We start from the raw sequence: 23,987 nt of genomic DNA, 5'->3' as shown, positions 1-23,987 counted from the left end.
GTGGTGCGTACGGGGTTGCTGGGCACTACACCGCACCGAGCGCGGCGGCGCGCGCGATGCGGAAGGCGGTGTACGGATCTCGGTCGGGGTACGCCCACGGCGCCTGGGCGGGATGGTCGCCGATGCGGTGGAACAGGGCGGCGGCCTCGGCACCCCGGCCCTCGCAGTGCTTGGCGTGGGCGAGGAAGTTCAGATCGACCAGGCGACGCGGATGGTCCTCCTGCTCCCACTCCAGCCACCAGTCGAAGGCGGCCTTCATCACCTGCCGGGCCCTGCGGCCCGTCCAGTGCCCGGAGGCGGCCGGGTCGGCCTGCGCGTGTCCCGCGCCGGCCAGGACGCGGTAGCGCTCGGCGTGCGCGACCACCGGGAGCATGGCGAGGGGCGAGTCGGCGGGCGCCTGCTCGGCGGCCCAGTTGGCGAAGTCGTAGACCTCGTGCAGCGGGTCGGGGCCGGCGTCGGCGTGCCGCTCGGCCAGCTGGGCCACCATCAGGTGGTGGGCGTGGTGGTGGTCGGGATGGCGTTGGCGGATCCTGTCGAAGAGGCGGACGACCTCCTCCTCGTCGCCGAGGCCCCGCTCCAGCAGGAGCAGGCCGAGCCAGGGCGTGGGGTCGGCGGGCGCCAGCCCGGCCGCCGTCCGGCATGCCTCGCGGGCCCGGTCGGGCTTCTCCCTGCCGGAGAGGGCGCCCTGCACCAGGGACATACCGAGGAGGACGGAGGCGTCGGCGGACTCGGGCTCGGCGAGCAGCCAGTCACGGGTCCAGGCCGCGGTGTGGGACTCCTCCGCGAGGACGGTGACACGGTGGCCGCGGCGGTCCCAGTCGTCCTTGGTGCGCACCAGCAGCGAGCGCACCGCCTGCCACCTTCCCTGCGCCAACGCCGCGCGCGCCTCGCGGAGTTCCGTGTCGTCGAGCGCGGTGTCGAAGGCCTGGGCGGCGCGCTTGCGGCCGCGTCCGAGGGGAGGCGGGGGTGGGGACACCGCGGAACTTCCTCACGCGCTCTTTGTTTTCGTGGCCCGGCGCACGCCCCGGGAGCGGCCCCCGTTCGGCTCACCGGCCTCGGCTTGCTCGTCGGTCATCGGCTTGCCATCGGCTGATCACGGACAGCAAACCCCCAGCCAACGCACCCCGTCAAGGGTCAGCCGTGCGTTACACGCGTCAACTGCCGCTGCCCAGGCGCCACTTGCGAAGAGGGCGGGTCACCGGGTCGTGGCGGCGGTCCCTCCGGCGGGAGGGTCACTCCTGTGGCCTACGCGACGGCGCGGCGGTCGCCGCCGGTCCCGGCACGGCCAGTGGCCACGCCGGCGCCCCCGGCCGCGGGGCGTCGTGACCGCGCGATCCGCCCGAATCCGGGCCATCCCGGCGGCGGACCGGGTCCCGGAACGCTACAGTCGGCCACTACGCACCCCGTGGCCCGGCCGGATGATCGAGGTACGCAGCGTGTCGGTTCTGGTTGTGATTCTCGCCGTGAGCGCGGCCTGCTGTCTGGGCTTCGGTTTCGTGCTCCAGCAGAACGCGGCCCAGCGGGCACCGCTCCGCGACTTCCTCTCGCCCCGGCTGCTGCTGGACCTGATGCGGGTACCGCGCTGGCTGGGCGGTCTGGGGCTGATGATCGGCGGCATGGTGCTGGGCGCCCTCGCCCTTGGCCGGGGCGAGATCTCGCTGGTGGAACCGCTGCTGGCCACGAACCTGCTGTTCGCCCTCGCGCTGTCCCGACGGCAGACCAGACAGCCCCTGGGCGGCCAGGGCTGGGCGGGGCTCGCGCTGCTGGCCGGTGGCGTGACCGCGTTCATCGTGGCGGGCCGGCCGCACGCGGGCAGCGCCGTCACCGACCCGCTGCGGCACTGGCTGATCATCGGCGTGATGGTGGGCCTGGCCCTGCTGCTGACGGCCTACGCCAAGCGCTCCCGGCTGAGCTGGGGACCGGTCCTGCTGGCGGTGGCCGCCGGGCTGCTGTACGGCGTGCAGGACGCGCTGACCCGGGTGAGCGGGCAGCGGTTCTCGGCGGGCGGCTGGACGGAGCTGTTCACCGGCTGGCAGCCGTACGGCCTGCTGGTGATCGGCGTCGCCGGGCTGATCCTGGTGCAGAGCGCGTTCGAGACGGCGCCGCTGCGCATGTCCCTGCCGGCGCTGACCGCGGCCGAGCCGCTGGCCGGGATCGCCTGCGGGGTGGGCTTCCTCGGCGACCGGCTGCGCACCGACACCGGGGCGCTGGCCTGGGAGGCCTCGGGGCTCGCGGCGATCGTGACGGGCATCGTCCTGCTCGGCATGCACCCGGCGATGCCGTGCGGCGCGGTACCGGAACAGAAACGCGACCTGCAGCCACGCTGAGTCCCGCGCCGCGCCGCCGGCGACGGCGGCCTGCTTGGATGGCCGTATGAGCGCTGCTGACGAGATCCTCGACGTCGTCGACGAGCACGACCGCGTCGTCGGGCAGTCCCCGCGCGGCCGGGTGTACGCCGATGGGCTGCGCCACCGCTGTGTCTTCGTGCAGGCCCGGGACGCGGAGGGCCGCCTCTTCGTCCACCGGCGCACCTCCACCAAGCTGGTCTTCCCCTCGCTCCACGACATGTTCGTCGGCGGGGTGGTCGGCGCGGGCGAGTCCTACGACGACGCGGCCCTGCGCGAGGCCGAGGAGGAACTCGGCGTGACGGGGCTGCCCCGCCCCGAGTACCTCTTCAAGTTCCTGTACGACGACGGCGCGGGCCGTACCTGGTGGTCGGCGGTCTACCAGGTGCGCTGCGAGCTGCCGGTGAGCCCGCAGGCCGAGGAGGTCGCCTGGTACGACTTCCTCCCCGAGGACGAGGTGGAACGCCGCCTGGACGAGTGGCAGTGGGTACCGGACGGGCTGGCCGCCTACGAGCGCCTGAAGGGGCACCGGTCACCGGGGTGAACCGGTGGCGCCGCGCGGATCGGCTAGGGCCTTTCGTTTGGATCAGGCCGGATCAGGGAGCGGGGTCTGGTGCTGGGGGCACCTCCCACGCCGTTCAGGCAGTGGGGGAGCGTCGCAAGGCGGAGGAGGGCGGCAGGGCGGAGCCCTGCCAACCGACGACAACGCCGCGAGGCGTGGTGCCAGGGCCCGCGAGCCCGGCCTGATCCAAACGAAAGGTCCTAGGGCCGCAGTGCCCGCAGCAGCAGGTCGGCCAGATGGTCGGCGAGCTGCTGGGGGCCGAGCGGGCCGTCGGGGCGGTACCAGGTCGACAGGTGGTGGACGGAGCCGAAGTGGTAGTCGACCACCAGGTCGGCCGGTGTCGCCGTGGAGAAGACGCCGGCCCGCTGGCCCTCCTCGATGAGCGCGCGGAAGCGTTCGTGGTAGCGCCGGCGCTCGGCGCGCACCTGCTTGTTCTTCTCCGGGCCGAGATGGTGCATCGAGCGGAAGAAGATCATGGCGTCGTCGAGGTTCTCGATGGTGGTGACCACCACGTCCGCCGCCGCGTCCCGCAGCCTCTTCTCGACCGGTTCGTCGGCGTCCGCGAAGGCGTCGAGGCGCTCCTGCTGGACGCGCAGCACGCGCGCGTACACCTCGTGCAGGAGGTCGTCCTTGGAGCCGAAGTAGTGGTACAGCGCCCCTTTGGTGACGCCGGCCGCCTCGACGATCTCCTGCACCGAGGTGCGGTCGTAGCCCTGTTCGGCGAAGAGCCGGGTGGCGGCGGCCAGGAGCCGCTGCGGCACCGGCGTGCCTCCTGAGTCCGTCGTCCTGGGCACCTGCCGCCACCTGCCTTCCGTGTTCCTGCTCGCTTACTGCCTGGGGGAACGCGGTTCCCGACGGAGGATCTTCCCATTTGCCGCCCCTGGCGCGTCCGGCAGGATCCCGGTCGGCCCCGGTCGCCCCCGTTCCCCGGGTGTCAGCCGGTCTCCTCCCAGGTCCGCTGCATGTGGTTCATGCTGGTCAGCCAGCGGTCCGGGTCGGCGGCCCGGGCCCGGTAGAACTTGGCGACCTCGGGGTGCGGCAGGATCAGGAAGCGGTCCTCGGCGATGCCCTGGAGCAGGGCATCGGCCACGTCCTCCGGTTCGATCGCGGTGGGCCGGAGCACCAGGTCGCCGGCGCTGCCGGTGGCGGCCAGCATGTCGGTGCGCACGCCCTGCGGGCAGATCGCGTGCACCTTGATCCCGCGGTGGCGGTAGGTCAGCGACAGCCACTCGGCGAAGGCGTACGCGCCGTGCTTGGTGACGCTGTAGGGGGCGGCGCCGATCATGGTGAGCAGCCCGGCCGCGGACACGGTGGAGACGAACCGGCCGCTGCCGCGTTCCAGCCAGCCGGGGAGCAGCGTCTCGGCGGCGCGGACGTGGGCCATGACATTGACGTCCCAGGCGTGCGCCCACACCTCCTCGCCCGCCGCCTCGGAACCGCCCGCGCCGAGGCCCGCGTTGGCGCAGTAGACGTCGACCGTGCCGCCGAGCGCGTCGCGGGCCGCGGCGACGACCTCGGAGGCGTCGCCCGAAAGGGCGGTGCCGCCGATCTCCGCGGCGACGGCCGCCGCCCGGTCGGCGTCGAGGTCGTTGACGACGACGCGGGCGCCCTCGGCGGCGAACCGGCGGGCCAGCGCGGCGCCGATCCCGCCGCCGGCTCCGGTGACCACCACTCCCGCACCCTGCACGGCTTGCACCATCGGTCTCCTTCGGCCTGGCTGTGGCATGACACGGAACGGCTCCGCCGCTCCAGACTAACCAGTCGGTATGTGGTGCTGGAAGACATGTTCCGCAGGAGGCGCCGTCCGCTTCGTTCCCTGGGGGACGGGCGCACGCTAGCGTGCGTGAACATGACACCCGCAGCGATCACGGAGGTCACTGTATGAAGCTGTCCAGACGGAGCCTGCTCGCCACCACCGCCGCCGCCGCGGCCTCCGGAGCCGTGGCGGCCCCGGCCCAGGCCGCCCCCGGGGGCAACCGCCCGCTGCGCACCGGTTTCGAGCGCCTGGACGCCGAGGGCTACGCCTCGCTGCGCGGGCAGCGGGTCGGGGTGGTCACCAACCCGACCGGCGTCACCCGGGACGTGCGGCACATCGTGGACGTGATGCACGCCGACCGCCGGGTGAACCTGGTGGCCGTCTTCGGCCCCGAGCACGGCTTCCGCGGCACCGCGCAGGCAGGCGGCTCGGAGGGCCGCTACGACGACCCGGCCACCGGGCTGCCGGTGTACGACACGTACCTCAAGAGCGGGCAGCCGCTCGCCGACGTCTTCACGGCCTCGGGCGTGGACACGGTGGTCTTCGACATCCAGGACGCGGGCGCCCGCTTCTACACCTACATCTGGACGCTGTACGACTGCATGGAGGCCGCGGCCCTCGCCGGCAAGCGGTTCGTGGTGCTCGACCGGCCCAACCCGGTGAGCGGCCGGGAGGCGCTCGGTCCGGTGCTGCGCCCCGAGTTCGCGACCTTCGTGGGACGGCAGCCGATCGCGCAGGCGCACGGTATGACCGTCGCCGAGCTGGCCCGGCTGTTCAACGGCGAGTTCCTGACCACGCCGGTCCCGCTGGAGACCGTCCTGATGACCGGCTGGCGACGCTCGGACTTCTACGACGCCTCCGGGCTGCCCTGGGTGCCGCCGAGTCCGAACATGCCGACCCCCGACACCGCCCTGGTCTACTCCGGGACGTGTCTGTTCGAGGGCACCAACCTGTCGGAGGGCCGGGGCACCACCCGCCCCTTCGAGTTGCTCGGCGCGGAGGGCGTCGACGGGCGCTGGGCGGCCGCGGCCGGCGCGCTGCACCTGCCGGGGGTGCACTTCCGGGAGGCCTACTTCGCGCCCACCTTCTCCAAGTTCCAGGACAGGACCGTCGGCGGCGTGCAGATCCATGTGCACAACCGGGACGCCTTCGATCCGGTGCGGACCGGGATCGGTCTGCTCGTGACCGCCAAGCGGGTCTGGAGCGGCTTCGCCTGGCGCTCGGACAACTGGATCGACAAGCTCACCGGCTCCACCCGGGTGCGCACGATGATCGACGCCGGGGCGGACACCGACGAGGTGGTGGCGGCCTGGCGGCAGGAGCTGGCCGCGTTCCGGAGGATCCGGAAGCAGTACCTCCTCTACTGAGGTGCCGTGCCCCCTGGCCCCTCTCCCCCGTTGGCAGGACGATGCCCGACACATCGCTGAGCCTTTGGGGACGAGGGGGCCGGTCATGGCGGATCCGGACATCGGTGTGGCGCCCTACTGGGAGCTGACCTTCGACGCCGACGGGGACGTGGACGGCGCCGAGCGGGACCGGCTGCTCGCCGGAGCCGGACGGCGGGCGGTGCGCGACCTGATCGTCTTCGCGCACGGCTGGAACAACGACCGTTCGGGCGCGACCCGGCTCTACGGCCGCTTCTTCGCGCCGATCCCACGGCTCGCCCCGGCGGCCGGGATCGGGTACGTCGGGGTGGTGTGGCCCTCGATGCGGTTCTGCGACGAGCCCATCCCCGACTTCCCCCGCTCCACCGCCGCCGGACCGGTGCCGTCGACGGCACTCGACAAGGACACCCGCAAGGCACTGCGGGACACCTTCCCCGGGCGGGCAGAGGTGGTCGACGCGCTCGCGCGGATGCTGGACGGCCCCGCGCGGGAGCCGGCCGCGCTGGAGGAGTTCGGACGGCTCCTGGGGCGGCTGACGGAGGACGTGTCGCCGGGGCCGGCTGCCCGGTTCGCGGCGGACACCGTGACGGAGGGCGTGCCGCAGCGCGAGCCGGCGATGTTCGCACGGCCCGCGGCGGAGGTCTGCGCCGAGTTCGCCGGCGCCCTCGCCGGACTCCAGGACCCGGGCGGGCAGCGGTCGTTCACGCTGCCGAACCCGTGGAACGGCGCCAAGGAACTGCTGCGGCAGGCGACGTACTACACGATGAAGCGGCGCGCGGGCGTCGTCGGTGAGCGGGGGCTCGGCCCGGTGCTCGGGCGGCTCGCGCAGTCGGCGCCCGGGGTGCGGGTCCATCTGGTGGGGCACAGCTTCGGCGGGCGGCTGGTGTCGTTCGCGCTGGGCGGGCTGCCCGAGGGCGCACGGACGGTGAAGTCCGTGACGCTGCTCCAAGGCGCCTTCTCGCACTACGCGTTCACGTCCCGGCTGCCCGGCGATCCGCGCGCGGGCGGGGTGCTGCGGGGCCGGGAGCGCCGTGTCGACGGCCCTCTGGTGTGCTGCCACTCCCGCTTCGACACGGCCCTCGGCACGCTGTATCCGCTGGCCTCGCGGATGGCGGACGACGACCGGTCGGTGCTCGGCGTCGACGTGGGCGCCCTGCTCGGGCCCGCCTGGGGCGCGATGGGGCACGACGGAGTGCGGGCGGTGCCCGGCACGCGCGCGTGCAGCCTCACCGCAGCGCTGGCCGGGCCGTTCCCGGTGTCGGGATGCGTCAACGTGGACGTGTCCGAGGTGGTCAGGCGCGGCGGCCCGCCGGCCGGCGCGCACAGCGACATCCTGCACCCGGAACTGGCGCGGGTGGTGCTGGCGGCGGGCCGCGTCCACTGACACCGGCCCGCCGCCTGGCTCGGACCCCGCGTTCGCGAGGCCCTACCGGTGGCCGGTGTACTCCACGACCTGCTGGAAAGTCGGGCGGTTCTGCCAGCTGATCCTGCCGTGCTTGATGCCGCCCAGGGCACGCTGGACGATCGAGTCGGCACACCACTGGTCGCCCGCGGAGCACTCGTCGTCGCCGGGGTAGACCTGGGCCGCCTTCGCTCCCGCCGCCTGCTTCAGCGTGCTGATCAGGGTGTCGCGGCAGGCGCTCGGAGTGCCGCCGCCACAGAACGTCCGGCCCAGCGGACCTTGCACCGACTCGCCGAGCACCGCCCGGATGTCCTTGTCGACATAGCTCCACCAGCCGTACTGGAAGGCGCTTCCGGCGTGGGAGCCGGTCGGGCCGTGTCCGGCCGACGGTGACTCGTCGACCGGCAGATTGGCGGTGAAGGCGCCGTAGAGGTCGCTGCCGAGCCCCGGTTCGAACTCGGCCTTCACCAGCAGCGGCCACCAGGCGTCCAGGATCCTGATGGCCTCGGCGTTGGCGTACGCCTTGGAGCCGGCCGAGGTCACGGTGCGCTTCGCTCCCGCGGCCAGCCATGCCTGGAGCTTGCCCACCGCCGCCGCGGCCGTGGAGTCGGTCACAGGCGAGCTGTTGATCACCTTCAGCAGGTTCGGCAGCACGTCCTCGGCCCTGAGGTCGGTCACGGCCGCGTCCGCCATCGCCTTCACCAGCGAGGCGCGCGTCACGCCGCCGGCCGCGACCAGTTTGCTCACCCGGTCCTCCAGCAGGTCGCCGCGGTGCACGGAGCCGTTGCCCCAGGCGGCCGCGGAGTAGTCGAGGGCCTGCTTGTTGTTCCAGGAGATGTAGTAGTCCTGGTCGGCGGAGGCGGGGTGGGCGGAGGGCGGTGTGTAGTCCGCGGTGTTGGCCGCCGGGTCCCAGTTGCGCCACTCGTACGCCGGCTGTGCCCACACCGGGAACTCGGCGTCGACGCCGTTCGCCCGCACCGGGTTGTCGCCGCTGTTGTAGTACGCGGTGTGCCGGGAGTCGGCGTAGAACCAGTTGAACGTGTAGTTGATGTGCTGCGCGGCCTTCTGGAAGTCCTCCGGGCCCTTCACGAAGTCGGGGTCGTTGAGCATCTGGAAGCCGACGATCGAGTCGGCCTCGTGCAGGTAGGAGGAGCGCAGGGTGGTGTAGGCGACCTTCCTGCCGCCGACGGTGGCGCGGTACTCGACGGGGCCGTACTTCGTGCGCCACACGCGCATGGTGTAGGAGCCGGCCGCCGTTCCGTCGGCGACGGTGGGCTTCCAGGAGTTGGGCTGCTCGACCTTGTCCATGGCCGTGCAGGTGCCGCGGTACAGGTAGTGGAAGTCGTCCTGGCACAGTTCGACGGCGTAGGTGTCGACGATGTCCTGGCCGGAGGTCGTGGCACTCCACGAGTAGTCCTGGCCGCGGCCGAGTTCGACGTACATGCTCAGCCCGGCGAAGGAGGCGCCGCGGGCACTGATGCCCGGACCCTGGATCTCCTGGAGCATCAGCAACTGGGGCGCGAAGTAGCCGGTCTGCGGACCGAAGACGGCGACCGGGTGGCCGCTCGCGGTGTGCTCGCCGCCGACCACGAGGGCGTTGGACATGCCGCGCCGGGCGGAGGACAGGGCGCTCTTCGCGGCCGAGGAGGTGGCACCCCGCGCCGTCTTGGCCGTGGCACTGCCCGTGCGGTCGTACACCAGGGGTTCCTGGGCCACCGAGCCGGCGTCGGGCAGCGCCCGGCCCCTGGGGTCGTCGGGCTTCGTCGCGTACGGGTAGCTCCTGCCGTCGTGGACGGTCAGGGCGGCCTCGGGGTCGTTGCGCTCGCGGAAGGACTCCCAGATCCTGGTGCCCTCCGCGACTCCGAACTTGGACTGGGCGGCCAGCAGGGACAGCGCGTTGTTCACCTCGCCGCCGCCGCCCGAGCCGAACAGGGCGCCGACCACGGAGCCCAGCGCGACCATGTCGGTGACCTTGAAGTGGGCGATGGTACCGGCGTTGGTGATCGAGTCCTTGTGGCCGGTCAGGACGTACTCGCCCGGGAAGTAGCGGCCGGAGTCGGAGGCGTCGATGTAGGCGTTGATGCCGTCGAGGTAGGCGTTCACGTCGGCGAGCGCCTGCTGCCCGCGGGCGCCGTTGCCGGCCACGGCGCGGTCGATCTGCGCCTGGAGGTCGGCCTCGGTGTACGGGGCGTTGCGCCAGAACTCCTGCTCCAGGCCCTGGTTGGCGGCCGCGCCGCCGGCGAAGGAGGTCAGCTGCCCGCGGCCGACATGCCGGAACACATCCATGAGCCACAGCCGGTCCTGGGCGGCGGCGTACCCGGCGCCGAACTCGGTGCCGTAACGGGTGGTGCCCGTGATGTGGGGTACACCGGTCTTCTTGTCGCGGACGATCGTCACGTCGGCGCGGCCCGCCGGCTTCTCGGTGGACGCGATCTGTCCGGAGGGGACGCCGAACGAGGCGTCGTTGAAGAAGGAGTTGATCTTCGCGTCGGTGAGCGCCGGGTAGCCCGTGGCCAGGTTCGCGTACGGGCCGAGCTGGTCCTCGGCGTGGTCGGGCTGGATGCCGAGGGCCTGGTTGAGGAGGACCTGGGCGAGGGTGGCGTTGCCGTTCTCGCCGGGCGGCAGGATGTCGGAGCACTGACCGCCGCAGTAGTCGTTCGCGGCCGCGGCGGTCGCGGCGGCGGCGCCGGCCGGGGTTCCGGCCGCCGCCGCTTGAGAAAAGGGTGACAAAAGACCGGCAATGAGAACGCATACCGAGGCGGTCTTCAGGAACCCGGGGAATGTGCGGGGAGTTCTCAGTCTGTCGAGCGCGTTGTGTGGGGTGCGCCGTGGCATGGCAACTCCTCCCGAGGGGTGGTGCCGGACGTTACCGCCGGTATCCCCCCAGGGGGAAGATGAACGTGCGTCACTTTTCGGCGCCACCCCGTGAAGGTCAACCAGGGCGGCGTTATGGCGGGCATCGGAAAACGGATGGAGCCGGATGGGACGTCGGCACGTCTATCCGGCGGAGCCGTCGTGACGGCTCCGCACGAAGACGCCGCAGTGACCGAAGTGCGGATGCAGGTGTGACGGAGGTGCAGGGCGATGGCCGGTTTCCGGAGTCTGGCGAGACAGGTGAGGGACCCGCGGTGCGATCTGGCGCTGCGGCGTTACTCGCTGCGCAAGTGCCTCGAGCGGTTCGCTCCCTATGGGCACAGGGCGACCTGGGACCATCTGTGCTCGCGGGCCGGGTTCGGTCCCGAGGACAGGTCCCCCGATCCGGTGCGGCTCGTGGCCGCACTGGACGAACTGGAAGAAGCGCGTTCGGTGTGGCTCGACTACGAGGCCGGGTTCGCCAGGCGCCGCAAGCAGGAGAAGCACGACGGGCTGCGCAGGCCGGGCAGCGTGGACGACTGGCACCGGATGACCTGGGGCGGATTCGGGGTCGCCTGGTGCGACGACCCGCGGGTGCACCCGCGCGAACCGCTGGCCGAGGTGCTGCGCCGGCTGATCGCCGCGCTGGAGCGCGAACCGGGCGCGTCGTGCCCGGTGTGCGGCGGTGAGCGGCTCGGCTGGTCCCACGACCTGGATCACGAGCCGTCGTCCGGGCCGGTCTGCGCGAACTGCGGGATACTGGTCCCGCTGCCCGTTCTCGGCCCCGAGGCCCTGGCGTACGCCAGGCGGGGGCGGCTGTTGATGTCCGCGTGACCACGACGGCAGGCGCTTGAGGCAAGGTGCGCCGGTCCCGCCGGGCGGCTGACGGGGATGCCTCGGAACCCGCCCGCCCGGCGGCCGGAGAGACTGCCGGCCGCCGGCACCGTACGGATCGGCGCGCCTCGCGGGGCGTCGGACCGGCGTATCCCGTGGGGCAGTGCGAGGAATCCGGCGCGGCGATGGCCGCTTCGGCGCGAGGGGCCTACGCGCGGCCGGGGCTGCTCCCCCGCTCCGCCATGAGGCGCGAGCCCGTCAGGCGTTCGCCGAAGACATCGTCCGGGTTGGACAGCACGCAGGTGTCCAGGGACAGGCAGCCGCAGCCGATGCAGTCGGTGAGGTGGTCGCGCAGCCGGTTGAGCTGCCTGATGCGCTCGTCGAGCTCGGAGCGCCAGGCCTCCGAGAGGCGGGCCCAGTCCTCCCGCGTGGGCGTGCGCTCCTCCGGGAGCCGGGCGAGCGCCTCGCGGATCGTGGCGAGCGGGATGCCCACGCGCTGCGCCGCCCGGACGAAGGCGACCCGGCGCAGCGTGTCGCGGGAGTAGCGGCGCTGGTTGCCCGATGTGCGGCGGCTGCTGATCAGGCCCTTGGACTCGTAGAAGTGCAGAGCGGAGACGGCGGCGCCGCTGCGCGCCGCCACCTGGCCGACGCTCAGCTCGTGGATCTTCTCGGGAATCTGGGGCACCTCTCAGAGCCTACCCACCGCGCCACCCGCCCGGTCCGTTGACAGCGGCCCCTCACCCGACCATGCTAAGCAGTTGCTTAGACTTCATCCGCGAGGCGGGAGGCCGGACACATGGCGGAGCCGAGGATCTTCACGTCCCCCGACGAACTCAGGGCCGCGGTGGGCGAGCCGCTCGGGTACACCGAATGGCTGGAGATCGACCAGAAGCGGATCGACCTCTTCGCCGACGCGACCGGCGACCACCAGTGGATCCACGTGGATCCGGAGAAGGCCGCCGCGGGCCCCTTCGGCACCACCATCGCCCACGGCTATCTGTCCCTGTCGCTGCTCCCGGTCTTCGGGCCGCAGCTGATCGAGGTGCGGGGCGTGCGGATGGGCGTCAACTACGGCACCAACAAGGTCCGTTTCCCCGCCCCCGTCCCGGTCGGCTCGCGGCTGCGGGCCACCGCCGTGATCACCGGCGTGGACGAGGTACCGGGCGGGGCGCAGGTGACCGTCGCCTTCACCGTGGAACGCGAGGGCGGCGACAAGCCGGTGTGCGTGGCCGAGTCGGTGGTGCGGTACTACCTCTAGTCCCTCTCGGGACGGGGCTGTCCGGCCCCGACCATCCGCAGCACGAGGTCGGCGTACAGTGCGCCGACCTCCTCGGGCGTGCGGGGGCCGTCGACGTTGAACCAGCGGGCGACGTCGATGCACAGGGAGAGCACGGCCAGCGTGGTGCCGCGCACGTCCAGCACGTCGAACTCGCCCGAGGCGACGCCGTCCTCGATGATCCCGCGCACCTCGGCGTCGACCTGGCGGCGCAGGGCGAGGATCTCCGCACGGGCGTCCGGGCCGAGCGAGTCCAGCTCGTACTGCACGACACGGGCCGTGGTGCGCCCGCCCGCGTGCCAGCGCACGAAGGAGCTCACGGCGTCGGCGAGCCGCTCCGTCGCGTTGCCCTCGCGCCGGGCGGCCGTGCGCAGGATCTCCAGTGCCTTCTCGTGGCCGATCCGGCTGATGCGGTGGAGCAGTTCTTCCTTGGTCCGGTAGTGGATGTAGAGGGCGGCCGGGCTCATTCCGGCCCGGCCCGCGATGTCACGGGTCGTCGTCGCGTGGTAGCCGCGTTCGGCGAAGGCCTCCACGGCGGCCACGAGCAGCCGCCGGGCCGCGTCCGGGGTGACCTCGCCCCACGGCTGCGGGTCGCCGCCGGCCGTCTCCTCCGCCGTAGTCATCGCTCGCTCGCCCTCTTTCGCGTCAGGGGGTCCACCATACCGCCGAGGGTGAGCGCTCGCTTAGCCTTCTGGCCAGTGGTGTGCGGAGGCCCGGGGCGTCACAGCTTCTCGAACGGATCATGTTCGGAGAGCAGCTTTTCCAGCCGGGCCTGGTCGACCCGGCTGACGATCCGCCCGGCCTCCTGGCGGTCCCTGATCACCTTGGCCAGGGTGAAGGCGGAGGTGACAAGGTACAGGACGGCGATGGCGAGGAAGGCGCGCACCCAGGCGTCGGCGTTCAGTCTGAAGATGCCGATGGTGGTGGCCGCCATGGCGATGGCGAACGAGGCGACCGACTGGCCGTAGAAGGCCGCCGTGTTCTGCTGCTTGACCGGTGTGTCACTCATGGCGACCAGCGTCGGCCCACGGGCCCACCGCCGCATCCGTCGGAATACTCAGCTCGCATACTCAGAACTCCGGGCGGCGCCGGACTCTTGATTGCGCACCGCTGGGAACACGCCGCCAGCCCGCCCTGGCCGTCCGAAATCCGCCAGCCTCGCCCTGCCCTGCCCGCCTAGCCTCAGGAAACATGATGAACGTCTCCCCGTCCCGCGCGGCCGCCGCGGCCGCCACGGTCACCGTGGTGCTCTGGGCCTCCGCCTTCGTCTCCATCCGCAGCGCGGGAGCCGCGTACTCGCCGGGCGCGCTCGCCCTCGGCCGGCTGCTGGCCGGGGCCCTGACGCTGGGCGCGATCTGCCTGGTGCGGCGGGAGGGGTGGCCGCCGCGGGCGGCCTGGCGCGGGATCGCGATATCCGGGCTGCTGTGGTTCGGCTTCTACATGGTGGCCCTGAACTGGGGCGAGCAGCAGGTCGACGCCGGTACCGCGGCCCTGGTGGTCAATGTCGGCCCGCTGCTGATCGCGCTGCTCGGGGCGCGGCTGCTGGGTGATCCGATGCCGCCGCGCCTGCTGGCGGGCATGGCGGTGTCGTTCGCGGGCGCGGTGACCGTGGGCCTGTCGATGTCGGGCGGGGGCGGCTCCTCGGTGTTCGGCGTGGTGCTGTGCCTGTTGGCGGCGGTCGCGTACGCCTCCGGGGTCGTCGCCCAGAAGCCGGCGCTGGGCCGGGCGAGCGCGTTGCAGGTGACGACGTTCGGGTGCCTGGTCGGCGCGGTCGTCTGCCTCCCCTTCACCGGCCAACTGCTCCACGAGGCCGCCCGTGCCCCGCTGCCTGCCACGCTCAACATGGTCTACCTGGGTGTGTTCCCGACCGCGCTCGCCTTCACGACCTGGGCCTACGCGCTGTCCCGCACGACCGCGAGCCGGATGGGCGCGACGACGTACGCCGTACCCGCCCTGGTCGTGCTGATGTCGTGGCTGGCGCTGGGTGAGGTGCCGGGGACGGTGACCCTGGTGGGCGGGGCCCTGTGCCTGGCCGGAGTGGCGGTCTCCCGCTCCCGCCCGCCCCGCCGGACCTCCCGTACGGCGCGCGAGGAGCCCCGTCCGGAACGCGTGCCCTGATCCGGGCGTGAGCCGTGGGTCTCAGAACACCACCAGCGCCCGGCCGCCCTTGCCGGCCAGCATGTTCTCGAAGGCGGCGGGGATGTCGTCCAGGGAGATCCGGTCGGTGACCAGAGCGGTCAGGTCCAGCCGGCCGGTGCGGACGTGCTCGGCGAGCACGGGCAGGTCCCTGGCCGGGTCCGCGTTGCCGTAGACGCAGCCGGTCAGGGTGCGGCCCCAGTGGAACAGTTCCAGCGCGTTGAAGGTGACCTGCTCGTCCTTGCCGCCGATGCCCACGACCGTGGTGCGGCCGCCGCGGCGGGTGGACTCCCAGGCGGCCCGGATGGTGACCGCGCGCCCCACGCACTCCACGGCGGCGTCGACGCCCTGTTTCCCGGTGAGGGCGCGGATCTCGCGGGGTGTGTCCGCCGTGGCCGGGAGGAAGTCCGTGGCGCCCGCCCGGCGGGCGAGTTCCTCCTTCTCCCGGGAGACGTCCACGGCGACGATCCTCTCGGCGCCCGCGATCCGGGCGGCCTGGAGGGTGGCGAGCCCCACCCCGCCGGCGCCGAACACCGCGACCGTCTCGCCGGGGCGCACCTTCGCCGCGTGGTGGACGGCGCCGTAGCCGGTGAGGACGGCGCAGCCGAGGAGCGCGGCGTCGGTGAGCGGAACGCCGTCCGGGAGGGGCAGCACGCAGGAGGCGGCGACCACCGTCTCCTCGGCGAAGGCGGCGACGTTCAGGCCGGGGTGCAGTTCGGTGCCGTCGGCGGTGCGGGCGTGGACGTCGGCGGCGCCGTTCATCGCGTTGGCGCACAGCCAGACCTCGCCGAGCGAGCAGGCGTGGCATGTCCCGCAGGAGGGGGCCCAGTTGAGCACCACCGCGTCGCCGGGCGCAACCCGGGTGACGCCCTCGCCGACCGCGACGACGGTTCCCGCGCCCTCGTGCCCGAGGACGGCGGGCACCGGAACCCGCAGGGTGCCGTTGGTCAGCGACAGATCGGAGTGGCAGACCCCGGCGGCGGCGAGCCGCACCCGGACCCGGCCCGGCCCGGGCTCCGGCAGCTCGATCCCGGTGACCTCCAGCGGAGACCCGACGGCGGGCAGAACGGCGGCACGTACGGCCATGGGGCGTGACTCCCTTAGAACTGGAGGGACTTGGTCTGGAGGTACTCGGTGAGTCCGTGTGTGCCGAGTTCGCGGCCCACGCCGGACTGCTTGTAGCCGCCAAAGGGGGCGAGGGGGTTGAAGCGGCCGCCGTTGATGTCGACCTGGCCGGTGTCCATGCGGCGGGCGAAGGCCACCGCCTCCGTCTCCTCGGCCGCCCAGACGGCGCCGGCGAGGCCGTAGACCGTGCCGTTGGCGATGCGCAGGGCGTCCTCCTCGTCGTCGTAACGGAGGATGGTGAGGACCGGGCCGAAGATCTCCTCCTGGGCGACGGTCATGCCGGGGGTGACGTCGGCGAGGACGGTGGGGCTGACGAAGTAGCCCCGTTCGCGCGGGGACTCGGGGCCGCCCGCGACGAGGCGGGCGCCCTCGGCGACGCCCTGCTCGATGTAACCGCGCACACGCGCCCGCTGCTCGGCGTTCACCACGGGGCCGATGCGCTCGCCGTACTTGGCGGCGGCCGTCGCGGCCAGTTCGACCGCCTCCTCGTACCGGTCGCGGTGGACCAGCATGCGGGTCCAGGCGCTGCACGTCTGGCCGGAGTTGGACATGACGTTGGCGACGCCGACGTTCACCGCCCTGGCGAGGTCGGCGCCCGGCAGGATGACGTTGGCGGACTTGCCGCCCAGTTCCAGGGCGACCTTCTTGACGGCGCCGCCCGCGATCGCGCCGATCCGCCTGCCGACGGCGGTGGAGCCGGTGAAGGAGACCAGGTCCACGTCCGGGTGCTCGGCGAGGGCCTGTCCGGCGACCGGGCCGGCCCCGGTGACCAGGTTGAACACGCCCGCCGGGAACCCGGCCTCGTCGATCGCCCCGGCGAACAGCCGGGCGGTGAGCGGGGTGTCCTCGGCGGGCTTGAGGACGACGGTGCAGCCGGCGGCCAGCGCGGGTGCGGCCTTGGCGACGATCTGGTGCAGCGGGTAGTTCCAGGGGGTGATCGCCCCGACCACGCCGACGGGCTCGTGGAACACGGTGGAGTTGCCGGCCTTCTCCTCGAAGGCGTACGTCGCCGCGAGCTCGGCGTAGAAGCCGGCGACCGCGATCGGCATGCCCACGTGGACCGTACGGGAGAAGGCGAGCGGCGAGCCGAGTTCGGCGGTGACGGTCTCGGCGATCTCCTCCTCGCGGGCCGCCAGCACGTCCCGGAGGGCGCCCAGCCGGGCGGCCCGCTCGGCGGGCGCTGTCGCGGACCAGCCGGGCAGGGCGGCGCGGGCCGCGCGTACGGCCGCGTCGACGTCCTCGGCGGTGCCCGCGGGCACGGTGCCGATCACCTGCTCGTCGGACGGATTCGCCACCTCGATGACGTCGCGGCCCGCGGCGGGACGCCAGGCGCCGTCGATGTACATGCCGTCGTGTGCCTTCATCGTGCTCCTCCGGGGCGGGGGCCGTCGTCGGTCTCGTCCGCGTGATCACTGTCGCGGGCAAGCTGGTGACGGTCCATAAACTAGCGTCCCGACAGGCAACGTTCGCCCCGCCGGGGCGCCTCACTCCTCCAGGTCGGGCAGGCGGTCCGGGGCCGGGCAGATGCGCTCGCCGCGCTGGTCGAAGACGAACAGGCGGGCGAGGTCGACCAGGAGCGGCACCTGCATGCCGTGCCGCAGTTCGATGTCCGGCGTGGTCCGCACGACGAGGTCGCCGGGCAGGCGCGGGTCGGGCGCGGCGACCGGATCCGGCTCGGGGCCTGAGGGGTGGTCCAGCACCACCACGGGGCCCGCGCGCAGGCCGCCCGCCCGGCCCCGCAGCCGGTTCAGGACCGTGCCCTCGCGCCGGCGCCGCCGGGTCGGGCGCCGGGTGGGACGCGGGGCCTCCAGGTCCGGTACGACGGCGGGGCGGGAGCCGGTGTTGAAGTGGACGAGGACCTCGTGGCCCTGGAACTCCATGTGCTCCACCAGCCCGGTGATCGCCACCTCCCCGGGTCGGGCGGCGGGCGCGGGGACTCCCGGTCGCCGGGAGGAGGCCGAGAACTTGGGGGCGATCCGGACGGCCTCCGAACGCAGCCCCACGATCACCTCCCGGCCCTGCTGCACGCGCAGCAACTGGTGGTCCAGGGACAGGGGTTCGGGCAGGCGCAGGAACTGCTTGCCCAGGCTGATGGTCATGGCGCCGTCGAGCGGGGCGCGGATCAGGCCGCGCAGCAGGTTGATGCGCGGGGTGCCGATGAAGGCGGCCACGAAGACGTTGCGGGGCAGGGCGTAGACCGCGCGCGGGGTGTCCACCTGCTGGAGGACGCCGCCGCGCAGGACGGCGACCCGGTCGCCCAGGGACATCGCCTCGGACTGGTCGTGGGTGACGTAGACCGTGGTGACGCCCAACTCCCGGGTCAGCTTGGATATCTCGGCGCGCAGGTGGTTGCGGAGCTTGGCGTCGAGGTTGGACAGCGGCTCGTCCATCAGGAAGGCGGAGGGGTGCCGGGAGATCGCGCGGCCCATGGCGACGCGCTGGCGTTCGCCGCCGGAGAGCTGGCTGGGGAAGCGGTCCATGAGGTCCTCGATGCCCAGCATCCGGGCGGTGGCGTCGACACGGCGGGCGGGGTCCGTGCCGGGCGACTCGATGCGCAGCGGGAAGCCGATGTTGTCCCGGCTGGTCATGTTCGGATAGAGCGCGAAGTTCTGGAAGACCATCGCCATGTCCCGTCCGGAGGGCGGCAGTTCGTTGCCGTACTCGCCGTCGAGCAGCAACTGCCCCTCGGTGATCTCCTCCAGTCCGGCGATCATCCTGAGCACGGTGGACTTCCCGCAGCCGGACGGCCCGAGCAGCACCAGGAACTCGCCGGGCGCGATGTCGAGGGAGAGGCGGTCCACCACGCGGACGCCCTTGGCGTAGGTCTTGCTCACGTCGTGCAGAGAGATGGCGCGTGTCATGAGGCATTCCCCCGGGACTCACCAGAGCACTGAGGCTCCGCGGGTCGAACGCCTCGTGCGGGTCGTACGGGGCGTATGAGTCACGGAAGTTAACGGACGGTGCGCGCCGGGGGGAAGAGACCGGGCAGGATCGGAAGCCGGCGTCCGCCAGACGAGACGGCGGACGATCATGTTCAAGGGCGGGCGGCCGGTCGTGGGCCACCCGCCCGCCGCGCCGCGCGGTGTCAGGTCGTCGACGTCAGGTGGGCGAAGACGACGACGTTGCTGGAGTAGCCGGCTCTGTGGGTGTAGAGGCCGCCGCAGGTGATCACGCGGAGTTCGGGGCGGCGGGACGTGGCGTACACCTCCTTGTCCGGGAAGCGGGCCTTGTCGAAGACCCGTACCTTGTCGACGGTGTAGACGGCGGTGCGGCCGTCCTGGCGCCGGACCTCGATGCGGTGGCCCGGACCGAGCTGGCCGAGTCCGGCGAAAACGGCTGCGCCGGTCCTGGTGTCGCGGTGCCCGACCGCGACCGCCGTGCCGGGCTCCCCGGGTGTGGGGCCGCCGTCGTACCAGCCGACGAGCTTGGGCTTGTCGACCGGTGGCGTCTTCAGCTCCCGGTCGCCGTCGAGGCCGACCCGGATGATCGGCGCGTCGACGCCGAGGGAGGGGATGCGCAGGGTGGTCGCGGGAGAGCGGGGCAGCGGCGAGGGCCGGCGCGGGGAGGGAGAACCGGGCCGTGGCGAGGGGGACTTGCCGCGGGCCGGGCCGTCGCCGTTCGCTCCGTCCGTGCCGCCACCGCCGCGGTGTGTGCCGCTGCCGCCGGCCCTGCCGCCGTTCGCCCCGTCGCCGGCCGCGCCGTCGCCGTCCGCGCCGGAAGGGCCCGGGTGGGCCGGGGCCACCGCGCCCGGCCCTGCGGCTCGCTCCGGCGCGGTGCCGTCGTGCTGTCCACCGCACCGGTTCCCGGCCGTGACCAGGACGACCGCGAGCACAGTCGTCCTGGCCAGGCGGTAGGCGCGGGTCCGGTACCAGGGCCTGCGTCTGCGCCTACGCGGCGCCATGCGGGCGCCGGCGGACCAGCCGCGTGTACACGACCCCACTGACCACGACCAGCCCCACGGCCGCGGCCCCGGTCACCGGCGAGAACGCCGCGACCGAGGAGGCGAGGCCGCCGCCGCCCGCCTGGACACCGCCCCGTGGGCCGCCGCGGTCGTCGCGGACCGGGCCCGACACCTCGTTGCCGCGCCCGTGATCCTCGTGACCGCGGCCCCGGTCGTCGCGGCCGCGGCCCTGGTCCTCGATCTGGCGGCCGGGACCCTGCGCCCCTTCGCGCCGGCCGTTGTCACCGCGGCAGTTGACGCGGAAGATCTTCTCCTTGGAGGTACCGTCGATGGTCCAGGAGAGCTTGTACTGCCCGTCGGCGAGCCCCAGCGGCTCGGTGTGGCCGGCGCCGGCGCCCAGGGCGACGGCGCCGGTGACGGTGGCACTGTTGGGCAGCGGTGGCTGCGCGTGGATGGTGTAGGTCACGTTGGGCAGGACGTCGAAGTTGACGGCGTCCAGGTAGAACCGGCAGGCGACGGGGTCGTCCTTCGAGACGCCGAAGGGCACGCCCACCCTGTGGATCTTGATGTCGCCGGCTTCCCCCTGGGCCATGGCGGACGGCGCCACCAGCCACGTGGCACCGGCCGCGGTCAGGGCCGTCAGACCGACGGCGACGGCACGGGAGCCGAAGGTGCGTGGGATTGTCAGGGTGGGCATGTGCGTTCCTCCGAGTCAGACGATTTTCATACAAATCGCTCTTTCGACTGACTGTCTTTCATATGCGCTCGCGTCACGAGGCGACCCGCACCCGACGCGCCGTCAGCTTTCGCCCGGCCGGAGCAACCGTGTTCCGCCCCTCCCCGCCGGACACCTCACGGCATGGGGGAAACGGCCTCAGTCCAGCGCCCGCGCCAGGTGGGCGCGCAGCATCCGCCGCATCTCCTCGATGATCCGCTCGTCGCCCTGCGCGTCGACGCGGAAGGCGAGTTGGACCAGGGTGTCGGCGGTCTCGACGGCGATCAGGAAGGTGCGGCGGAGGTCGTCGTCCGGCACGCGGCCCAGGTGGCCGGCCAGAAGCTCGGTGAGCCGGTCGGCGACGCGGTGGTTGGGTTCGGCGCGGCGGACGCCGACGGGGATCTGGTTGCCGAAGTCGACGAGGGAGAACCCGGGGGCGGTCCGCTTCATGGCCAGGTACTCGTCGAGGACGGTGTCCATGGCGGCACTCCATCCGCCGTTCCCCGCCTTCCCCGCCTTCCGTGCCTTCTTCAGCCGCCCGGCGACGCGCTCGGTGTACCGGTCGAGGTTGCGCTGGGCCAGCGCGTCCGCCATCGCCCGCTTGTTGCCGAAGAAGCGGTAGACCGAGCCGATGGGCACACCGGCGCGCGCCGCGACGGCCCGCGTGGTCAGCGCGTCGTAGCCGACCTCGTCGAGGAGGTCGGCGCAGGCGTCGAGGATCCTGGTCAGCCGTTCGGCACTGCGCCGCTGGACGGGCGTGCGGCGAAGCGGGGCGGGGTGGGACACGGCTTCATCATGCCTTCCCCCGGCGGGCGGGTGAAGCGCGCCTCCCGGCAGCCCCGCTACGGCCTCGCGGACACGGCCGGGGACGACCCGCCCTGGTCCTGCGGCGCGGCCGTGATGTCGGCCGTGGACTGGACCGGGTCGCCGGCCACCGCCCAGACCGTGCCGTCGTCGGCGAGGAGGCGGACGGTGACGTGATGGGTGCCGTGGGGCACGAGCCCGCCGGAGAGGCGGTACTCCGGGGCGCGCAGGCGGACGACGAGCCGGCCGTCCACCAGCAGTTGGGCGAGGCCGCGCCCGGAGGTCGCGCGGGCCGGCGTGCCGGCCGGGGAGAAGTGGAAGCGGCGCACGGCCAGCCGTACGTTCCAGTCGCCGCCGGAGCCCGGGCGCACCTCGACACGGACCTCGGGAGCGGTCTTCCGGTCCACCTCGCGGTAGCGCCGGCCCTCCTCGTCGGTGTGGTCGAGCAGCTTGCCCACGGGCTCGGGCGGCCTCTCGTCCCCCTGCCCGTGCCCAGCCTTCCGTCCACAGCCCGCCGGCCCGGCGAAGAGCAGGGCCGAGGCCGCGAGCGCAGCGAGTGATCCCCGCGTCCACGACGACATGACGGGGAGCGTAGAGCAGCGGCCCGACCCGGCGGATCCCCCGGAAGTCGGGTTCCGTCCTCCGCCCGGAGTAGGGGGTCTTGCGCCCCGGAAAACGCAATCCTACGGTGTTCCATAGGAATCAGGTTGCAAGGGAGCGATCATGAGCGGGGACGCACGCAGGACCGCCGAGAAACTGACCTACCTCTCCGGGTTCGGCAACGAGCACGGTTCCGAGGCGGTTCCGGGCGCGCTGCCCGACGGCCGCAACTCCCCGCAGCGCGCCCCGCTCGGGCTGTACGCAGAGCAGCTCAGCGGTACTGCGTTCACCGAGCCGAGGGCCCACAACCGCCGCTCGTGGCTGTACCGGATCCGCCCGTCGGCCGCCCACCCGGCGTTCACCCGGACCGGCAACGGCACGATCCGTACGGCGCCGTTCACCGAGACGGTGCCCGACCCGAACCGGCTGCGCTGGAACCCGCTGCCGGAGCCCGCCCGCGGCACGGACTTCCTCGCCGGCCTGTGGACCCTGGGCGGCAACGGCGACGCGACCCAGCGCACCGGCGTGGCCGTGCACCTCTACCACGCCGACTCCTCGATGGAGCGCGTCTTCAGCGACGCGGACGGCGAGCTGCTGATCGTGCCGGAGCGTGGCGGGCTGCTGCTGCGCACCGAGTTCGGGCTGCTGCAGGCGGAGCCGGGCGACGTGGCGCTCATCCCGCGCGGGGTGCGCTTCCGGGTGGAGCTGCTCGACGCCACCGCCCGCGGCTACGTCTGCGAGAACTACGGCGCCCCCTTCCGCCTCCCCGACCTCGGCCCCATCGGCGCCAACGGGCTGGCCAACGCCCGGGACTTCCGCGCGCCGGTCGCCGCCTACGAGGACACCGAGGGCCCGGTGGAGGTGGTGAACAAGTTCTGCGGCAACCTGTGGACCGCCACCTACGACCACTCCCCGCTCAACGTGGTGGCATGGCACGGCAACCTGGTGCCGTACGTCTACGACCTGCGCCGCTTCAACGTGATCGGCACGATCTCGTACGACCACCCGGACCCGTCGATCTTCACGGTGCTGACCTCGCCCTCCGACACCCCGGGTCTGGCCGGCGTGGACTTCGTCGTCTTCGCGCCGCGCTGGCTGGTCGGCGAGGACACCTTCCGGCCGCCGTACTTCCACCGGAACGTGATGAGCGAGTACATGGGCCTGATCGAGGGCGCCTACGACGCCAAGGCGGAGGGCTTCGTGCCGGGCGGCGGCTCGCTGCACAACATGATGTCGGCGCACGGCCCGGACCGGGAGACCTTCGACAGGGCGAGCGCGGCGGAGCTGAAGCCGCAGAAGGTGGACGACGGGCTGGCGTTCATGTTCGAGACGCGCTGGCCGCTCACGCTCACCCCGCACGCGGCCGGGGCCGAGCAGCTTCAGCGGCGGTACGACGACGTATGGAAGGGGCTGGAGCGGAACTTCCGCCCCTAGGGCCCTTCGTTCGGATCATGCCGGGCTCGCGGGCCCTGATCCGGCCTGATCCAAACGAGAGACCCTTGCCTTGATCGATTACCTACCGGTACGGATGACCCGTGACCTCCTTCGCTCCGGATTCGATCGTGCTGAACCGCAAGCTGCCGCTGTGGTACCAGGTGTCGCAGTCGCTGCGCGCCTCGATCCTCGGCCGCTCACCCCAGGACCCGCTGCGCCTGCCCACCGAGGAACAACTGGCGGGGCACTACGGGGTGAGTGTGCTGACGATGCGTCAGGCTCTGAAGGAGCTGGAGGACGAGGGGCTGATCACCCGGCACCGGCGGCGCGGCACGTTCATCGAGCCCGGTGCCCGGCGGGGCGCCCCGGTGCGGCTGCTGGGCTCGGTGGACGCCATCGTGGCCCAGCAGTCCGGCATGACCACCGAGTTGCTGGCCCACGGCACGGAGCCGGTGCCCGCCGAACTCGCCGAGTTCTTCCCCGGTCTGGACGAGGTGGCGGCGTACCACCGGCTGCGCGGCGACGAGAAGACGGGTGAGCCGACCAACCACGCCCGCAACTACGTCCGTCCGGAGCTGGCCCGCCGGATGGCGCCGGAGGATCTGGTGCGGTGGCCGATGACCAAGGTGCTGCGGGACGTGGCGGGCGCGGACATCAGCCGGATCACGGACACCGTCGAGGCCCGGCTGGCCGATCCGGAGACGGCGCGGCTGCTGCGCGTCCCGCTGCTCAGCCCGATCCTGCACTACACCGGGATCACCTACGACACGGCGGGGCGGCCGCTGGACGTGGCGGTGATCCACTACCGGGGGGACCGTTTCTCCTTCTCGGTCACCCTCGACGCAACCTGACCCGGCCG

The 23,987-nt window shown here is 72.8% G+C and carries 23 protein-coding genes; 9 read left to right on the top strand and 14 right to left on the bottom strand.

Annotated elements, in window-relative coordinates; translation table 11 throughout:
* Positions 1-25 precede the first annotated feature (25 nt).
* Positions 26-976, bottom strand: coding sequence for a hypothetical protein (locus CG719_RS07460; RefSeq protein WP_100567717.1), 951 nt, complete (start codon positions 974-976; stop codon positions 26-28).
* Positions 977-1,436: 460 nt separating this feature from the next.
* Here CG719_RS07460 and CG719_RS07455 point away from each other — a divergent pair, with 460 nt between their 5' ends.
* On the top strand, positions 1,437-2,327 hold the full coding sequence (locus CG719_RS07455; RefSeq protein WP_100567965.1) for a DMT family transporter: 891 nt from the start codon (positions 1,437-1,439) through the stop codon (positions 2,325-2,327).
* A 46-nt stretch (positions 2,328-2,373) separates the two neighbouring features.
* Entirely contained in the window at positions 2,374-2,889 is a 516-nt protein-coding gene (locus CG719_RS07450; RefSeq protein ID WP_100567716.1) for an NUDIX hydrolase, read from the top strand.
* Positions 2,890-3,107: 218 nt separating this feature from the next.
* On the opposite strand, the gene CG719_RS07440 is transcribed toward CG719_RS07450, so the two are convergent.
* Both CG719_RS07440 and CG719_RS07435 read right to left on the bottom strand, forming a co-directional pair.
* Positions 3,108-3,701 (bottom strand): TetR/AcrR family transcriptional regulator, encoded by a 594-nt coding sequence (locus CG719_RS07440; RefSeq protein ID WP_100567715.1) that lies wholly within the window; start codon positions 3,699-3,701, stop codon positions 3,108-3,110.
* A 140-nt stretch (positions 3,702-3,841) separates the two neighbouring features.
* The gene (locus tag CG719_RS07435) at positions 3,842-4,606 is read right to left on the bottom strand and encodes an SDR family oxidoreductase (protein ID WP_100567714.1); all 765 of its coding nucleotides are present in this window, start codon (positions 4,604-4,606) and stop codon (positions 3,842-3,844) included.
* Between the two features lie 182 nt (positions 4,607-4,788).
* Here CG719_RS07435 and CG719_RS07430 point away from each other — a divergent pair, with 182 nt between their 5' ends.
* Positions 4,789-6,030 carry an exo-beta-N-acetylmuramidase NamZ family protein gene (locus CG719_RS07430; RefSeq protein ID WP_199836553.1) on the top strand — a complete coding sequence of 414 codons (1,242 nt, stop codon included), beginning with the start codon at positions 4,789-4,791 and terminating at the stop codon, positions 6,028-6,030.
* Positions 6,031-6,115: 85 nt separating this feature from the next.
* Positions 6,116-7,432 (top strand): serine-threonine protein kinase, encoded by a 1,317-nt coding sequence (locus CG719_RS07425; RefSeq protein WP_100567712.1) that lies wholly within the window; start codon positions 6,116-6,118, stop codon positions 7,430-7,432.
* 42 nt (positions 7,433-7,474) lie between these two features.
* Here the strand turns inward: CG719_RS07425 and CG719_RS07420 are convergent, their stop codons facing one another.
* Entirely contained in the window at positions 7,475-10,285 is a 2,811-nt protein-coding gene (locus CG719_RS07420) for a penicillin acylase family protein (protein ID WP_100567711.1), read from the bottom strand.
* Between the two features lie 249 nt (positions 10,286-10,534).
* On the opposite strand from CG719_RS07420, the gene CG719_RS07415 reads away from it, so the two are divergent.
* Positions 10,535-11,137, top strand: a complete 603-nt coding sequence (locus CG719_RS07415) for a hypothetical protein (RefSeq protein WP_100567710.1) — start codon at positions 10,535-10,537, stop codon at positions 11,135-11,137.
* A gap of 208 nt (positions 11,138-11,345) precedes the next feature.
* Here CG719_RS07415 and soxR read toward each other — a convergent pair whose 3' ends face one another.
* Positions 11,346-11,822 carry a redox-sensitive transcriptional activator SoxR gene (soxR, locus tag CG719_RS07410; protein WP_100567709.1) on the bottom strand — a complete coding sequence of 159 codons (477 nt, stop codon included), beginning with the start codon at positions 11,820-11,822 and terminating at the stop codon, positions 11,346-11,348.
* 111 nt (positions 11,823-11,933) lie between these two features.
* On the opposite strand from soxR, the gene CG719_RS07405 reads away from it, so the two are divergent.
* Positions 11,934-12,395 (top strand): MaoC family dehydratase, encoded by a 462-nt coding sequence (locus CG719_RS07405; protein WP_100567708.1) that lies wholly within the window; start codon positions 11,934-11,936, stop codon positions 12,393-12,395.
* On the opposite strand, the gene CG719_RS07400 is transcribed toward CG719_RS07405, so the two are convergent.
* Both CG719_RS07400 and CG719_RS07395 read right to left on the bottom strand, forming a co-directional pair.
* Complete coding sequence (locus CG719_RS07400; protein WP_100567707.1) at positions 12,392-13,036, bottom strand: TetR/AcrR family transcriptional regulator; 645 nt, start codon at positions 13,034-13,036, stop codon at positions 12,392-12,394. The genes CG719_RS07405 and CG719_RS07400 overlap by 4 nt on opposite strands.
* A 98-nt stretch (positions 13,037-13,134) precedes the next feature.
* On the bottom strand, positions 13,135-13,422 hold the full coding sequence (locus tag CG719_RS07395; protein WP_100567964.1) for a YiaA/YiaB family inner membrane protein: 288 nt from the start codon (positions 13,420-13,422) through the stop codon (positions 13,135-13,137).
* A 185-nt stretch (positions 13,423-13,607) separates the two neighbouring features.
* Here CG719_RS07395 and CG719_RS07390 point away from each other — a divergent pair, with 185 nt between their 5' ends.
* Entirely contained in the window at positions 13,608-14,531 is a 924-nt protein-coding gene (locus CG719_RS07390) for a DMT family transporter (RefSeq protein WP_199836565.1), read from the top strand.
* A gap of 21 nt (positions 14,532-14,552) precedes the next feature.
* Here CG719_RS07390 and CG719_RS07385 read toward each other — a convergent pair whose 3' ends face one another.
* The 7 genes from CG719_RS07385 to CG719_RS07355 form a co-directional block, all read right to left on the bottom strand.
* A complete protein-coding gene (locus tag CG719_RS07385) occupies positions 14,553-15,635 on the bottom strand; it encodes a Zn-dependent alcohol dehydrogenase (protein WP_100567705.1) in 1,083 nt (360 codons plus the stop codon).
* A gap of 14 nt (positions 15,636-15,649) precedes the next feature.
* Positions 15,650-17,038 carry an aldehyde dehydrogenase family protein gene (locus CG719_RS07380; RefSeq protein WP_100567704.1) on the bottom strand — a complete coding sequence of 463 codons (1,389 nt, stop codon included), beginning with the start codon at positions 17,036-17,038 and terminating at the stop codon, positions 15,650-15,652.
* Between the two features lie 120 nt (positions 17,039-17,158).
* Positions 17,159-18,535, bottom strand: coding sequence for an ABC transporter ATP-binding protein (locus CG719_RS07375; RefSeq protein ID WP_100567703.1), 1,377 nt, complete (start codon positions 18,533-18,535; stop codon positions 17,159-17,161).
* Between the two features lie 224 nt (positions 18,536-18,759).
* Entirely contained in the window at positions 18,760-19,575 is an 816-nt protein-coding gene (locus CG719_RS07370) for a class F sortase (protein WP_100567702.1), read from the bottom strand.
* Entirely contained in the window at positions 19,562-20,272 is a 711-nt protein-coding gene (locus tag CG719_RS07365; RefSeq protein WP_100567701.1) for a hypothetical protein, read from the bottom strand. Before CG719_RS07365 ends, CG719_RS07370 begins: the two co-directional genes overlap by 14 nt.
* 177 nt (positions 20,273-20,449) lie before the next feature.
* Positions 20,450-21,076 (bottom strand): TetR/AcrR family transcriptional regulator, encoded by a 627-nt coding sequence (locus CG719_RS07360; protein ID WP_100567700.1) that lies wholly within the window; start codon positions 21,074-21,076, stop codon positions 20,450-20,452.
* 56 nt (positions 21,077-21,132) lie between these two features.
* Positions 21,133-21,675 carry a hypothetical protein gene (locus tag CG719_RS07355; RefSeq protein ID WP_100567699.1) on the bottom strand — a complete coding sequence of 181 codons (543 nt, stop codon included), beginning with the start codon at positions 21,673-21,675 and terminating at the stop codon, positions 21,133-21,135.
* Between the two features lie 142 nt (positions 21,676-21,817).
* Between CG719_RS07355 and hmgA the strand changes: the two genes are divergently transcribed.
* Positions 21,818-23,128: a homogentisate 1,2-dioxygenase gene (gene hmgA, locus CG719_RS07350; protein ID WP_100567698.1), complete on the top strand. Its 1,311-nt coding sequence runs from the start codon at positions 21,818-21,820 to the stop codon at positions 23,126-23,128.
* A gap of 101 nt (positions 23,129-23,229) precedes the next feature.
* The gene (locus tag CG719_RS07345; RefSeq protein ID WP_100567697.1) at positions 23,230-23,979 is read left to right on the top strand and encodes a GntR family transcriptional regulator; all 750 of its coding nucleotides are present in this window, start codon (positions 23,230-23,232) and stop codon (positions 23,977-23,979) included.
* Positions 23,980-23,987 lie beyond the last annotated feature (8 nt).

It is taken from the genome of Streptomyces sp. CB01373 (genome assembly GCF_002803075.1).
GTDB lineage: Bacteria > Actinomycetota > Actinomycetes > Streptomycetales > Streptomycetaceae > Streptomyces.
This window is presented reverse-complemented; position numbering and strand designations above follow the sequence as displayed.